The following is a 13,983-nucleotide window of genomic DNA, read 5'->3' as shown; positions in this document are numbered from 1 at the left end:
AGCGAAGTGCAATCCAACCCTTCATTATCAGCCTTGACCGATAGGCAGAGCCACGAACCGCGACTGGTCATTGGTCTGGACCTGGAGAAGAACGGCCTTGCGACCACCCTTCTTGGCTTCGGTAATGGCGCTGTCGATATCGCCGCCGCTCTTCACCGGCTTGTTGTTGACCGAGATGATGATGTCGCCGGTCGTAATGCCCTTGTCGGCGGCATCGCCGGAACGGTCAACATCCGTCACAACAACACCCTTGCCGTCATCCGATGGAACAACTGTCAGGCCATAATCATCGAGTGCCGAAGATGGCTCCTGCGACTTGCTGGAGTCGTCGCTCTTGGACGCCTGCTTGTCATCGCCCGGCATGGACTTGATCGACACATTGACCGACTTGGCCTCGCCCTTGCGCCAGACGGTGAGCTCTGCATCCTTGCCCGGGTTGACCGCAGCAATTTTCTTGGCAAGGTCACGCGGATCGGAAACAGTGTCACCATTGACCGCAGTGATCACGTCGCCAGCCTGAATGCCAGCCTTGGCGGCAGGACCGTCAGCCTGAGGTTCGGCAACCAGTGCGCCCTTCTCTTCGGAAAGACCGAGGGATTCGGCAATCTCCTTGCTCACCGGCTGAATCTGCACACCAATCCAGCCGCGCGACACGGTACCTGTCTTGATCAGCTGATCGACAACCAGCTTGGCTGTTGTGGCAGGGATAGCAAAGGCAATACCGACGCTGCCGCCCGATGGCGAATAGATGGCAGTGTTGATGCCGACAACTTCACCGTTCAGATTGAAGGCTGGACCACCGGAATTGCCCTTGTTGACGGCCGCATCAATCTGCAGGAAGTCGTCATAAGGACCGGCACCGATATCGCGGCCGCGAGCCGATATAATACCGGCAGTGACGGTACCGCCGAGGCCGAACGGGTTGCCAACGGCAACGACCCACTGGCCAACGCGCATCTTGTTGTCATCGCCGAAGGAAACATAGGTGAACTTGCGCTTGTCATCGACCTTGAGCACGGCCAGATCCGTCCGCTTGTCCTTGCCGATCAGCTTGGCATCGAGCTCGGTACCATCGTTGAGAACAACGGTGTAGGTGCTGCCGTCTTCGACAACGTGATCATTGGTGACGAGGTAGCCGTCTTCGGAAATGAAGAAGCCTGAACCCTGAGCTGACGGACGGGCACGTTCCGCACGGTTCTGGTGATCGCGCGGACCTTTGCGCTGCTGCATCCCGCGCTGGCCGTTCGGGCCACCAAATTCATAGAAGAAGCGCTTGAGGGGATGATTGTCCGGCAACTGGTCAAAGCCTGGAATGCCCGAACCATCATCGGCGGTCTGCTGAACAGCACTTTTGACGCGAACGCTGACAACCGCTGGGCTGACCTTTTCAACAACATCCGCAAAGCCCGGCTGCTGGGCGCCATCAACGCGAACTGCTTCGGCCTGTGCCGGCGCAATGGCTGCAAGCGGCCCAGTCGCCAGAAATCCTCCGACAAGCGCTGAAGTCAGAAGCGCAGCGGCAATACCCTTACGGTAACGGGAGGATGGACGATTAGTAGACATGAAACTTTCTCCTTGGACGCTCGACCGGAAATCCGATCGCTTTATAACCAACAGTGATACAGATAAGAACGTTACGCCGCCATTTCCGTAACATGACAAATTTGTAAGATAACCCCTCTGGCATTATGAGTCGTCAGTCACTGGAGAAAGCCCAAATGCCAACAAAGCCGCCGCTCGGTTCAACAATGCGTGTGCATCAGCCTTATAAGGGCGTTTATGCATTTTATGACGGCCGGATTGACGGTGTTCGAGCTTACTCCGAAGAACCCAACTGGCTGGATGACGGTGCCTATGCGCTGGGCGTCTGCTCCTATGCCATCGTTTCCGGTGAGGAAGCGCTTGTCTATGACACGAGCATATCCAATCCGCATGCGGCCCTTATCCGCAATGCACTGGAAGAGGCGGGCGGGCGCCACATTCGCGTCGTGCTCAGTCATTGGCATGTGGATCACGTGGCAGGAAACGCAGTCTTTGCCGATTGCGAAATCATCGCCAATGATCTGACTGCACAAGCTCTCATCGACAATAAGGAACGGCTGGAAAACGATACGCCGCCGATTCGGCCTTTGGTCATGCCAAACAGCATTTTTAAGGACCAGCGCAGCCTCATGATCGGAGAAATCGAGGTGGAACTGCGCCATGTCGACATTCACAGCCATGACGGCACGGTGATGATCCTGCCGCATCTGAAGCTGCTGTTTGCCGGAGATGCACTGGAAGAACCGATCACCTACGTGGCCGAGCCCAAGCGGCTTGGAAACCACCTTTTGGATCTTGAACGCATTTCGACCTGGGATATCGAAAAAATCCTGCCCAATCACGGCGCGGAAAACGTTATTATTGCTGGCGGATACGGGCCGGAACTGATTGCGGCAACAGCGCGCTATGTCAGCAAACTCATGCGCCTGCGCAATGAACCCGCACTGGCCGATGACGATTTGCAGACGTTTACAGTGGAGGATTTTCGCTCGGGCGTGCTGACCTACTACGCACCTTATGAGCCAGTACACCGCCAGAACGTGGAGTTCGTTCTCAAGGCGCAGGGCAAATAGCCGAAGCTATTCGTTGGAAGCAGCCAGAATTTTCCTGAGCTGCTTCGTCTCACTGTCCGAGAGCGGGACCGTGTCGACGGGTGATCTGCGACGACGGCGTATAGCGGCGACAATGGCAATTGCGCCACCAATCAGCGCGGCAACCGGAAAGCCCCAAAGCAGAATTGTGCTCAGCATCAATCGGGGCTTCAGCAGCACGAACTCGCCATAACGGGCAACGATGAAATCCAGAACCTGCGTGTCGCTGTCGCCCGCTGTCAGCCGTTCACGCACCAGAACGCGCAAATCCTTGGCGAGATCTGCATTGGAATCGTCAATCGACTGATTCTGACACACCATACAGCGCAACTCGGACGAAATGGTCCGGGCCCGGGTTTCGAGCGCCGGATTGGCCAGCATTTCGTCCGGAGAAACCGCCCGCGCGCTGAAAATACCCAAACCGAGCATCAGCAGCACAAGGAACGAGGCAGAAAAGGAACGCATCATGCCATCGCGCCTTTGGCCTGACGTGGTTTTGGTGCCTTTGCCTTATTGGGAGCGCCAACGCGCAAGCGCCGATCAGCCAGAGACATTGCACCGCCCGCCATCATGACCAGCGCACCGAGCCAGATGAGCGTAACAAATGGCTTCCACCAGATACGCACAACAACCCCGCCATCCTTGGTCGCGTCGCCAAGCGAAATATAAAGCTGGCTGAATACGAACGTTTTGATGCCCGCCTCCGTCGTCTGCATTTTGCGCACAGGATAGAAGCGCTTGGCCGAGATGAGCGTGTCTACTTCACGCGCCGCGCTGTCGAGAATAGTGAATTTGCCCTGATCTTCAGTGAAGTTTGAATCCTTGACCGGATCAATACGGTCGAAACGAAGTGTGTAATCTGAAACTTTGACGGTCTCTCCCGGCTTCATGACCATCACATCTTCCGTCGCAAAAGTCGTAACGGATACGATACCAAGCAATGTCACGCCGAGACCGAAATGAGCAAAGGCTGTGCCGAACACCGATTTTGGCAAACCGGTCAAACGCCTGAGCACAACACTCGACTTCCCTTTGCCAATACCAGCTTTCAGCGAAAGATCAGTCAACGCACCGAGCATCAGCCAGAAAGCCAGACCTATACCGAATGCCGAGAAAACAGCCGTGCCGGATGTTTTGTAAAGCACGACGGCAACGACCAGCAGCGCAATGAAGAACGCCATCATCAGGCGCTGTGCCACGGCAAGGATATCACCGCGTTTCCACGCCAGCAGCGGACCGAATGGCACCGCGGCAAGCAAGGGAATCATCAATGGCCCAAAGGTCAGGTTGAAGAACGGTGCGCCGACGGAAATCTTCTCGCCGGTCAGCGTTTCCAAGAGCAACGGATAGAGCGTTCCAATCAGAACAGTTGCGGCGGCGGTCGTCAGGAACAGGTTATTGAAAACCAGCGCACCCTCGCGGGAGATCGGCTGGAACAGGCCGCCGGGTGCCAGCGTCTGTGCACGCCGGGCAAACAGAGCCAGCGATCCACCAATGAAAAACACCAGAATGGCGAGGATGAAGAGCCCGCGTCCCGGATCGGTTGCGAAGGTGTGAACCGAGGTGAGCACGCCCGAGCGCACGAGGAACGTGCCGAGCAGCGACAGGGAGAAAGTGAGGATCGCCAGCAAGACGGTCCAGATTTTCAGCGCCGAGCGCTTTTCCATCACCAGCGCCGAATGCAGCAGCGCGGTGCCGGCCAGCCAAGGCATGAACGAGGCATTTTCAACCGGGTCCCAGAACCACCAGCCGCCCCAGCCAAGTTCGTAATAGGCCCAGTAAGACCCCATAGCGATGCCGCCGGTCAGAAACATCCATGCCGTCAGCGTCCAAGGACGCACCCAGCGCGCCCATGCAGCATCAATGCGCCCGTCAATCAACGCGGCCACAGCAAAGGAAAAACACACGGAGAAACCGACATAGCCGAGATAAAGCAGCGGCGGATGAATCGCCAAGCCAATATCCTGCAGGATCGGGTTCAGGTCCTGCCCTTCAATGGGAGCCGGACTGATACGGGTGAAAGGATTGGATGTGGCAACGATAAACAGCAGGAAGGCCGAGCCGATCCATGCCTGCACGCCCAGCACATTGGCTTTAAGCGACGGTGGCAGATTGTTGCCGAAGAAAGCCACCAGGGCGCTGAAAAATGTCAGGATCAACACCCAAAGGAGCATTGAGCCTTCGTGGTTGCCCCAGACACCGGTGATTTTATAGAGCAGCGGCTTTTGTGAATGCGAATTTTCCCAGACGTTCTGCAGCGAAAAATCCGAATCAACATACGCAGATGTCAGAGCGACAAAAGCAAGTGCGATCAGCGCAAAGACAGTAAAAGCGGCGGGAGTGGCAACGGCCATCATCCGGTCATCATTGCGGCGCGCACCCCAAACTGGAACCACCGCCTGTATGATCGAGAGTGCGAGCGCGAGAACCAGCGCAAAATGTCCGAGTTCAACCATCATGGCTGCTTGGTCTCCGCTTTCCACACGCCTTTGGCCTTCAGACTGTCGGCAACTTCTTTCGGCATATAGTTCTCGTCATGTTTGGCAAGCACGCTGTCGGCGTGAAAGGCGCCACCCGGCGTAAACTTGCCTTCAATGACAACACCCTGATCCTCGCGGAAAAGGTCCGGCAGGATGCCGTCATAGGTCACGGGGACACTTTTAATATGATCGGTAACAGCAAACGTGATCTTCGTGCCCTCGCCGCGCACCACACTGCCCTTTTCAACCAGCCCGCCCAACCGGAAACGTGATTCCGATTGCAAATCGGTTGCCGCAATATCGGAGGGCATACGGAAAAAAGCGATACGCTGCTGCAGAGCGAACAGCACCAGCGCAGCGGCGCATGCCAATACCAGCAATGCTCCACCGATCACCGAAAGCCGCTTCTGTTTGCGCGTCATCAATTTTTCTCCGACCGGGTATCCCCCGGCTGCTCGGCCAAGCCGAGATCATCTGCGACAGCGTTGAGCTGTGCAAGCTTGTCCCCGCTCAACACTTTGCGAGCATTTGCCAAAGTTTCGAGCGCATCATTCGGCCGGTTGAGAACAACATAGGAGCGGACCAGCTTTTCCCAGCCTTCCACATCATCGGGTGATTGCTTGAGCTTTTCGGCAAGGCTTGCAACCATGCCCTCGATCATCGCGGCGCGGTCGTGGTCGTTCATCGATGCGGCCGCTTCCACTTGCGACGCGTCTGGGCCCGTCGCCCTGTCGATGTCACTAACATCGGGTGCATCGCCGGCGATTTCCTTGTCAAGGCGGGTCAAGGCAGCCTGAGCCTCACCGTGCCACGGCACATCGCTCGGCGCGTCTTCCAGTAATTTACGGATCAGATCACGGGCTTGAGTAAGCTTGCCCTGCTGCATCCAGCCATTGATGATGAAAAATTGCGGGCGCATATCGCCGGGATTGAGGGCAAGAGCCTGATTAAAGCTGGCTTCGGCTTCCGGCGTCATCGTACCACCCGCTGCGGCGGCAATCGCTTCGCCGAGGCCAAGCTGGCGCGGGCCGCTGTCGCCATTCAGGCGGATCGCATTGCGGTAGGCAGTCACGGCATCGGCTGGACGGCCTGTGCGCAGATAGATCGGCGCAAGCACTTCCCATCCCTGCCCGTCGTCCGGATTGAGTGTCAGATGCGCTTCGGCGCGGGCAATCAGCTCGGCAGGGGTGGCCTGATCCGGCGGGCGGGACAACCGTTCGGCCAATGGCTGGGCGGGCAGATCCGGCGATCCTGTCTTGGCATAAATGCTCCACGACAGAAGCGGAATCGCCAAAACCGTTGCCAGCGTCACCCATTCCCGAATTGCACTCTTTTGCGGCCGGAAAAATTTTGTATCGGCTTCCGCCAGCGCCGCCGATTTCAGCAGTCGGCGGCTGATTTCCGCGCGCGCCTGTTCGCTGCCAGCTGCATCGATCAGGCCACGTTTTTCGTCAGCCTCAAGTTCCCGCAGCTGATCGCGGTAGACTTCGACGTCATATATATTGTCCGACACGCCGGTCTTGACGCGCCGTGTCAGCGGTAAAAGCACGACGAGCGTTGCGGCAACGGTCAGAAGTGCTGCGGAAATCCAGAAAATCATGGCCTGAGACATAGTCTGCCGTCACGGCAAAATCCAAATGGATTTCGCGGATAGGGCAATTCGCCGCAAAGCGGGCAAATAATCAGGTTAAAGGTGTCCAGCTGCCGTCTTCATTGCGACAGGCAGTTCCCCGTGCGGTCTGCGGCGTGCCATCAATACGCACTGTATGGGTGTACTGGCGGCAATTTTGCGAGCCGACCTGATAGGGCTGCGCAGCGACGACTTCACCGCTGCGGCTTCCCGAGCTGTTTTTCCACTCGATTGCCTTACCCGCCGGAGAATATTCCAATGCCTGATATTCAGCCTGCAACGCGCGCTTGCGATCCGATGGATCAAGTGATGCACTGGCGCTGCCGCCGATAAGACCATTGCCAAGCGCAGCAAGAACGTCCGCTGTCGCGGGTTGAGATGCCTTGCCGGTTAATCGGGCGAATGCGCCTCCGCTGCTCTTGGAGCCTGATGTGGTCGAGCAGCCGGAAAGAAGGGCAATAGCGAGAAGAGAAAGAGCAATCTGGGATTTCATCATGGGTCCGCTTTTACGGGGCCTCGCAATAAAGGCAATATCTGGCAAGCAGTTATGACCTGATTGGGTACCCGCTTGCAAGCTCCATTCAGTTTCCAGCCACCGGGAGCGTAATACGCGCGCATAAACCGCCCAGATCCACGCTGCGTTCGAGCCGCAATGTTCCGCCATATTCGCGCACCGTATCGTACACGATGGAGAGGCCAAGACCGGTGCCGGGTTTGCTTTCGTCAAGACGTTTGCCACGGGTCAGGGCATCTTTGATCTGGTCCGGCGCAAGCCCCGGACCATCATCCTCAACGCTGATATCGAAGGCGTTATCCATGGCGTCCGACTTTGCCGCCGCCAAAGTCAGGCGGATCGCGCTGCGACCCCATTTGCCGGCATTCTCCAGCAAATTGCCGATGATCTCCTCCAGGTCTTCCTGCTCCCCGGCAAAGACAGCATCCGCCATCTCGTTGACGAAACGAATTTCCATTCCCGGATTGAGTTTGGCCGTAACCCGCACCAGCCGGGCAAGAATTGGTGTAACCGGCGCGCGGAAAACTACACTGTCCCGCTGGGCTGCAACACGGGCTCGCTGCAGATAATGCTGGATTTGCACCTGCATGGCCGTGCTTTGTTCGGCGACAATCTTGCCTTTGGCACCACCAATAGTGCGGCTTTCATTGGCTAGCACCGACAGCGGTGTCTTCAACGAGTGCGCCAAATTGCCGACCTGGGTGCGCGAACGATCCATGATACGGCGGTTATTATCGATCAGGGCATTCATCTCTCGTGCGAGCGGTGCGATCTCGATTGGCAAATCCTCGTCAAGCCGCGAAACCTTGCCTTCACGGATATCGGTAAGAGAACGGCGCACACGATCCAAGGGCCGCAAACCGAACAGAATGACGGCAGCATTGATCAGCGTTCCGCCTACACCGAAAAAGCCGAGATAGAAGTAAAGCGTATTGCGGAAGTTTGCGATCTCGCCTTCGAGTTCGCTCAGATTGCCCATGACCCGAAAGCGCGCAACGCGGTTTTCCGCATCAAGAACCACTTCAGTTTCGACAACCGATACTTCCTCGCCATTCAAACCGGGTTCCGTATAGGAACGCTGGAATGACGTATCGAACGGCACCATCAGGGTCGAAGGCGAGATGATGGACTTATCGCCCAGCGAGATGGATCGCAGCGACCCCTTGAGATTGTCCGCCACGGGGTCAACCGACCAGTACCAGCCGGAATGCGGGCTCGAATAGCGCACTTCGCCGGGATCCGGGCGCCCGACCAGCGTACCGTCATTGACACTGACCGAGGCTATAACGCTAAAAAGATGAGCGGAAAGCAGTTGCTGAAAACTGTGCTGCCGGGCCTCGCCATACAGCGCCGATATAATCGTGGCGATGGCTACAAAGGATACGATTGTCCATAGCGTCGAGAACAGGATGACGCGCAGGGAAAGCGAGCGGAAATTGGGGAGATAGCGGGTCAGCCGGTTTATCACGCGTTTCCCCTGCCCCTGATCAGGCTTTGCTGTCCTGCGATTTGATCCGGTAGCCCATGCCGCGGATCGTTTCGATCAGATCAATGCCCATCTTCTTGCGCAGGCGCCCGACGAAAACCTCGATCGTATTCGAGTCGCGGTCGAAGTCCTGATCATACAGATGCTCAACGAGTTCCGTGCGGGAGACAACCTCGTCCATGTGATGCATGAGGTAGGAAAGCAGACGAAACTCGTGCGAGGTCAGTTTCAGCGTTGTTCCATTGACTGCCGCCTTTGACGTCTTGGTATCAAGACGCAGCGGCCCGCAGCTGATTTCCGAAGATGCGTGACCAGCGGCGCGGCGAATCAAAGCGCGCAGACGCGCCAGCACTTCTTCAATGTGGAAGGGTTTGGCGACGTAATCATCGGCGCCGGCATCGATACCGGCAACCTTGTCGCTCCAGCGGTCACGAGCGGTGAGCAGCAACACCGGCATGATACGGCCGTCGCGCCGCCATTTCTCCAAAACCGTCAGGCCGTCCATTTGCGGCAGGCCGATATCAAGGATCACGGCGTCATAGGGTTCTGTATCGCCGAGAAAATGCCCTTCTTCGCCATCAAAAGCATGATCAACCACATAACCAGCCTCGGTGGTTGCCTCAACCAGCTGACGATTCAGATCACGGTCGTCTTCGACGATGAGTATTCTCATGCGCAATTTTCCCCGGCGGAGACACTGAATGGTGAACCAGACAGCATTCCGATTTGACGCGTCCTAGCTCTAGTTGGCCGGAACCGCAACCTCGACACGGCGTGGACGTTCGCCATCCTTGCCGGGGATCAGCACAACAACCACGCAAACCTCGCGGCCATTCTGGGTCTGCGCCGTCGCACGGGCAAGCGTACCGCCCTGCGACTCCGCCACCTGCTGACCAACAGCCGAACAGTCAGCTGCTGCCAGCGTCACCGGCAAACCGGTTTCTGGCGAACCCGGCACAATCGGAACTGCCCCGGCATAAAGCACGCCGGATGCTGATATCAGAGCCGCTAGGGGCAAGGAGAGAAATGTGTGTTTCATCATGGCGTCATTAATATCAATTGCTGTCTGAACGATGCATGAACGGCTGGAACATGGCGTGACCCGTGACACATAGGTTTGCCACAGGTCACATCTTATAACACTACAATTCTTTACGTGAAATGAGCGCCGTGGCATCCAACCGGCCAAAAAAAGCAACGATACCGCTGAGTGCGGTCAAAAACTGCGTTACCGTCTGGGCAAGATCAGCTTGGGTGGCATGGTCCAGCGATACGTTGAAGAAGCCGGAACAGGACAACAGAATGGTGGCAATCGAGGCCCAGATGGTCTTTGATAAATACCAGGCTTTCTCTTTGGTCATGATCAATTCCTTTGTTAAATATCGAGATTTTAAAGGGTTTTTGGCTCCATATTCAGAAGTGCACGGGCAAACCGGCCGGAGCCAACCGTGCCGGAAACCATTGCCACGCTGAAATCGATTGTTGTGGCAAGGCTGCAGTAATCCGCCAGCCGCTGCGCTGCCGAATAGTTCCATTCAGGCCGATCCACCGTTAGAGACCGGATCAAAATGCCGCTATTGCGAATTTCGATGCGATAGGTCTCGCGCTCCTCTCCCAATGCGATATCCGGAGCAAGCCAGTTATCGGCATCGATACGCCCGCGCCTGATCCAGCTTATTCGCAAATCACCCTGTCGCCCGATCCGAGAGCGGATATGTACCGGTTCGAGCGGTTCGAGTGCACGTATGCCGCCTGTCATGCTGACAGTGCTGCAATATTGGTCGGAAAAGTCCTGACCGGACGCGCCGATGCGCCAATGCAGATCCAATCCGGTTTCGCGCATTTTTAACCCGGCCGGTAAAACTGTCCCATCAAGAAGAATAAAAGGCGTGTCCTTTTCCCTCGGTTGCGACGCTTCCCGTTCGGTTCCACATTGCCCGCGCAGCAACCCGCTAAGGCGCCACCGATCCTGCTGAATTTCCTCCGCATTGAGAAATTGCAGGATTTCCCACGAGCCATCGGGGGTTGCCATCAGCGCTGAATTGGCACCATTGAACAATTGCGGTAGCGTCGTTGACCGCAATGCACCAAAGTAGAGCTCTACTTCAAGGACGGCATTGGCCAGCAAACGACCGCTCGGACCTCCCCTCAGGGGTTGTGTCAGCCTGCCCATGACCGAGCGGTCAACGAGCGCTGTTCGGGGCTCAAAACCTGAAGTCTCCGGGGAGGCATAGGCACTCGCACCACTCCATGGCCGGGCAAAGGCTGCAACCCGCAATTGATCTACCGGATTTTCGGCACCCGGCCACATCGGCAGATCACACAGGTGAAAATAGGGCTTGCCGAAAACCGCTGCCCTCTCGAGAACCGGTGGCATTGGCAGTCCCGCCCGGTCTGGATAACGTATGTGTCGCGGTAATCCTTTCGCCTCGATACGCCGTGTTGCACCATCTTCGATAGAGGTGATGACATAATCCTTGACCGGCACCGAAGCATCAAGCCTGATCCGGTCACCAGCCTGCAGCGCCGCATATTTCCAGGGCAAGTCAAAATTGACGGTGCGCCGACCTGCTCGCCGCTTTTGCAGCCAGTCTTCCGCAAGTGATTTTGCCTGCCCGGCATCAATCATGCCGGGAATAGCAATATTGTCTGTGCCTTTACCGTCAAGCCTTTCGGCAAAAGCCATGGCCGCCTGATAATCCAGCGTAGGATCGCGATAATTGACCTCGACCCGCGACGGCTGCTCCATCATTTCCTGCAACTGCCGTTTTACCGGTCCTGTCTCTTCCGGTTCGACAAACTCGCCGATGAACAATGGTTCGGCATTCATCCGCGCCGCACTTTGAAACACCAGATTGGTGCCGCTCTCGAAGGCGTTGACGCAATATAATGCCAGAAGCGGCTCAAGAATGGACCGCGCACTGGTTGGCTCTTCAACGATAAAGCCACTGACGAAGCCATCCACCTCTGTGGCATCGACATTCGTTACGCCGAAATCAGCCAAAACAGCGCTGATCAGTTCATCGAGCGCAACACCGGCAAGCCTGCCGTTCAACCAATGCCCTGATGTCCAGTTATCGCCATCGGACCACAAAGTACGGTTGAGAGGAAACTCCGGAAACGGCCGCGTGTCCCATGCCCAGACATACAAGCGGTTCGTATCCAGCATCGCGCCGCCATGCGCCGCCCAATAATCCAGATGTGCCCGCAGGAAGCGGTTCTGAGCCAGATCGCAGCGGCCATGATCGGAAAAATAGGGAAATGCTCCTTCCGATGACTTGGCGTCGGGAAATACATTGGGCTGGTTAGGCCCTTTATCGACTGCAGGGCATCCTAACTCAGTAAACCAGAGTGGCTTTCCCCGGGGCTGCCAGAGCGTCGCGACAGCGCTCTCGACGCCATCCTTTCGGTTGTGATGCGGGTTCGCCCACCAGGCGGCGATGTCCTTGTAGCGATAGACCCAAGGCTTGCCGGCGCCATCCGTAATAGGCGTACGCTTGCGCGACGTTCGGTCAGCATCCGATGCATAATACCATTCGGACCCTTCGCCCGCAGCAATTTGAGTTTTCAAAGCATTGAGATCATAGGGTGCCGCAAAACCGTCCGGGTTCGGGACGCTATAATCTTCGTCGCGCCAATCACTGAGCGGCATATAATTGTCGATGCCGACCGCTCCGATGTCCGGATGCGCCCACAGCGGATCAAGATGATAATAGACATCGCCGGAACCGTCCTGTGGATGATGACCAAAATACTCAGTCCAGTCAGCGCCATAGGTCAACGTGCAACCGCCGCCAAGAATAGTGCGCAGATCACCAGCCAAGGCACAAAGCCCTTCCACGAAGGGAAAGCTATCCGTTTCATCCCGGATGATTGTCAGGCTGCACAGTTCGGAGCCCAGCAGGAATGTATCGACGCCATCGGCACAAAGGGCGAGATGTGCCAGATGCAGGATAAAGCGCCGGTAGCCCCAATCATCGGCGTCGCCTCTGTATTTGACCGCGTTTTTCTTGATGCTGAAAGAGCCAGCAGCTGCTGTACCCAGAAAGGCAGTAACTTGCGCCGTTGCCCCTGCCGTACGGTTGGCGCTGTCTGGTTGATACGGCGCAGGGTGGCAGGTGATACGGCCACGCCAGGGATAAGCGGCCTGCTTTGCACCGCCATAGGGATCTGGCAAAATATTGTCCGACTGAACATCAAGCATAACAAAGGGATAGAGTGTTACCTTCAACCCTCTGGCCTTGGCGTCCCGGATCGCTGCAATCACACTTTGATCAGATGGCGTACCGCCATAGGCCGCGCATTTTCCAAGCCGCGAGATTAAATGAGCATCGGTGCGCGATACACCGCCTGCCTCCCAATCGTCGCTTTCGTTAAATCCCTGCCTGTCCATAATTCCCGGACGAATGCTGCAGTGAGATGCCCGCAAATCCGCACCAAACCATGGAACGACAATGGCCACGTGCTGAAGCTGCGGGCATAGCGATTGCAATTCATCCAGCGAGGTCTGCCAGTCCGTTTGGTTGCGCAGGCAATTGCGGTTCAAGCCCCGCGTTTCGCCCTTGGACGGTTCATTGGTGATGAGCACGGGCGACAGGCCAAACTCGGTCGCCCCCGGGATAAGCGCGACCGCTTTAAGGTTATGCGCCAGCGTTCCGATTGCCCGCACAACTTCAAACTGAAACTGCGGAACGCGATTGCCGTATGTATCGAGGGGAAATTGCTCGAACACGACATAGGCCGTGTTGCGATAGGCGGGCGCGTTACCAGTTCCCTGCTTTGCTTCGATTAGCGGATCCGGCAGTTGTGACGCACTGCCTTTATAGACCCGCATATTTATTGCGCTTTGGTCCATTTCTTTGCCGTCCACCCAAACTCGGCGAACAAGGCTGATCTCCCCTTCTGTGAGCGCAATGGCGAAATTGGCAAAGTAGCTGTACGTATTGACCTTGGGGCCACCTTTGCCACCACTTCTGCTGGTTGATTTCTTTTCCTCGAAACGAGTCGCCCAGATAAGCGTGCCTGAAAGCCGCACCGCGCCATAGACCTTTGGCAGAGCTGCGCCCTCTTCAGCAGACATAGGCCGCATCGAAGACAGACGTGCGCCTTCGATAGATTTTGCAAAGATGGTCTGGTCGATCAGATACCCGCCCAGCGCACCAACTGCAGTGCCAATGGCAGCCGACCCCAGAGCCTCACCAAGGAGGCTGCCTGCTACCTCCAGAATAATGGTCGCCATG

General features: G+C 56.6%; 12 protein-coding genes. 1 reads left to right on the top strand and 11 read right to left on the bottom strand.

Annotation, left to right across the window (positions count from 1 at the left end; genetic code table 11):
- Positions 1–27 precede the first annotated feature (27 nt).
- Positions 28–1,563: a Do family serine endopeptidase gene (locus HB779_RS11210; RefSeq protein ID WP_188342493.1), complete on the bottom strand. Its 1,536-nt coding sequence runs from the start codon at positions 1,561–1,563 to the stop codon at positions 28–30.
- A 155-nt stretch (positions 1,564–1,718) separates the two neighbouring features.
- On the opposite strand from HB779_RS11210, the gene HB779_RS11205 reads away from it, so the two are divergent.
- A complete protein-coding gene (locus HB779_RS11205) occupies positions 1,719–2,615 on the top strand; it encodes an MBL fold metallo-hydrolase (protein ID WP_188342492.1) in 897 nt (298 codons plus the stop codon).
- Positions 2,616–2,621: 6 nt separating this feature from the next.
- On the opposite strand, the gene HB779_RS11200 is transcribed toward HB779_RS11205, so the two are convergent.
- The 10 genes from HB779_RS11200 to HB779_RS11155 form a co-directional block, all read right to left on the bottom strand.
- Positions 2,622–3,098 (bottom strand): cytochrome c-type biogenesis protein, encoded by a 477-nt coding sequence (locus HB779_RS11200; protein WP_188345887.1) that lies wholly within the window; start codon positions 3,096–3,098, stop codon positions 2,622–2,624.
- Positions 3,098–5,092 (bottom strand): heme lyase CcmF/NrfE family subunit, encoded by a 1,995-nt coding sequence (locus tag HB779_RS11195; protein WP_188342491.1) that lies wholly within the window; start codon positions 5,090–5,092, stop codon positions 3,098–3,100. Before HB779_RS11195 ends, HB779_RS11200 begins: the two co-directional genes overlap by 1 nt.
- Complete coding sequence (ccmE, locus tag HB779_RS11190; RefSeq protein WP_188342490.1) at positions 5,089–5,535, bottom strand: cytochrome c maturation protein CcmE; 447 nt, start codon at positions 5,533–5,535, stop codon at positions 5,089–5,091. The genes HB779_RS11195 and ccmE overlap by 4 nt, the downstream gene beginning before the upstream one ends.
- A complete protein-coding gene (gene ccmI, locus HB779_RS11185; RefSeq protein ID WP_244642344.1) occupies positions 5,535–6,725 on the bottom strand; it encodes a c-type cytochrome biogenesis protein CcmI in 1,191 nt (396 codons plus the stop codon). The genes ccmE and ccmI overlap by 1 nt, the downstream gene beginning before the upstream one ends.
- Positions 6,726–6,795: 70 nt before the next feature.
- Complete coding sequence (locus HB779_RS11180) at positions 6,796–7,275, bottom strand: hypothetical protein (RefSeq protein ID WP_371823921.1); 480 nt, start codon at positions 7,273–7,275, stop codon at positions 6,796–6,798.
- A gap of 49 nt (positions 7,276–7,324) precedes the next feature.
- Positions 7,325–8,665: an ATP-binding protein gene (locus HB779_RS11175; protein WP_244642607.1), complete on the bottom strand. Its 1,341-nt coding sequence runs from the start codon at positions 8,663–8,665 to the stop codon at positions 7,325–7,327.
- Positions 8,666–8,744: 79 nt separating this feature from the next.
- A complete protein-coding gene (locus HB779_RS11170) occupies positions 8,745–9,416 on the bottom strand; it encodes a response regulator transcription factor (RefSeq protein ID WP_188342488.1) in 672 nt (223 codons plus the stop codon).
- A gap of 69 nt (positions 9,417–9,485) precedes the next feature.
- Positions 9,486–9,785, bottom strand: a complete 300-nt coding sequence (locus HB779_RS11165; RefSeq protein ID WP_371823844.1) for a hypothetical protein — start codon at positions 9,783–9,785, stop codon at positions 9,486–9,488.
- A gap of 100 nt (positions 9,786–9,885) precedes the next feature.
- A complete protein-coding gene (locus HB779_RS11160) occupies positions 9,886–10,104 on the bottom strand; it encodes a hypothetical protein (RefSeq protein WP_188342486.1) in 219 nt (72 codons plus the stop codon).
- Between the two features lie 29 nt (positions 10,105–10,133).
- On the bottom strand, positions 10,134–13,982 hold the full coding sequence (locus tag HB779_RS11155; protein ID WP_188342485.1) for a glycoside hydrolase/phage tail family protein: 3,849 nt from the start codon (positions 13,980–13,982) through the stop codon (positions 10,134–10,136).
- Between the last annotated feature and the right edge of the window lies 1 nt (position 13,983).

Source organism: Phyllobacterium sp. 628 (genome assembly GCF_014189505.1).
Taxonomy (GTDB): domain Bacteria; phylum Pseudomonadota; class Alphaproteobacteria; order Rhizobiales; family Rhizobiaceae; genus Phyllobacterium.
Note: the sequence above shows the minus strand (reverse complement) of the source record. Positions and strands in the feature narration are given on the sequence as shown.

Coding starts and splice junctions, on each gene's coding strand:
- HB779_RS11205 (WP_188342492.1), top strand. CDS start 1,719: ATGCCAACAAAGCCGCCGCTCGGTTCAACAATGCGTGTGCATCAGCCT.
- HB779_RS11170 (WP_188342488.1), bottom strand. CDS start 9,416: ATGAGAATACTCATCGTCGAAGACGACCGTGATCTGAATCGTCAGCTG.
- HB779_RS11160 (WP_188342486.1), bottom strand. CDS start 10,104: ATGACCAAAGAGAAAGCCTGGTATTTATCAAAGACCATCTGGGCCTCG.
- ccmE (WP_188342490.1), bottom strand. CDS start 5,535: ATGACGCGCAAACAGAAGCGGCTTTCGGTGATCGGTGGAGCATTGCTG.
- HB779_RS11210 (WP_188342493.1), bottom strand. CDS start 1,563: ATGTCTACTAATCGTCCATCCTCCCGTTACCGTAAGGGTATTGCCGCT.
- HB779_RS11200 (WP_188345887.1), bottom strand. CDS start 3,098: ATGCGTTCCTTTTCTGCCTCGTTCCTTGTGCTGCTGATGCTCGGTTTG.
- ccmI (WP_244642344.1), bottom strand. CDS start 6,725: ATGTCTCAGGCCATGATTTTCTGGATTTCCGCAGCACTTCTGACCGTT.
- HB779_RS11155 (WP_188342485.1), bottom strand. CDS start 13,982: ATGGCGACCATTATTCTGGAGGTAGCAGGCAGCCTCCTTGGTGAGGCT.
- HB779_RS11165 (WP_371823844.1), bottom strand. CDS start 9,785: ATGATGAAACACACATTTCTCTCCTTGCCCCTAGCGGCTCTGATATCA.
- HB779_RS11195 (WP_188342491.1), bottom strand. CDS start 5,092: ATGATGGTTGAACTCGGACATTTTGCGCTGGTTCTCGCGCTCGCACTC.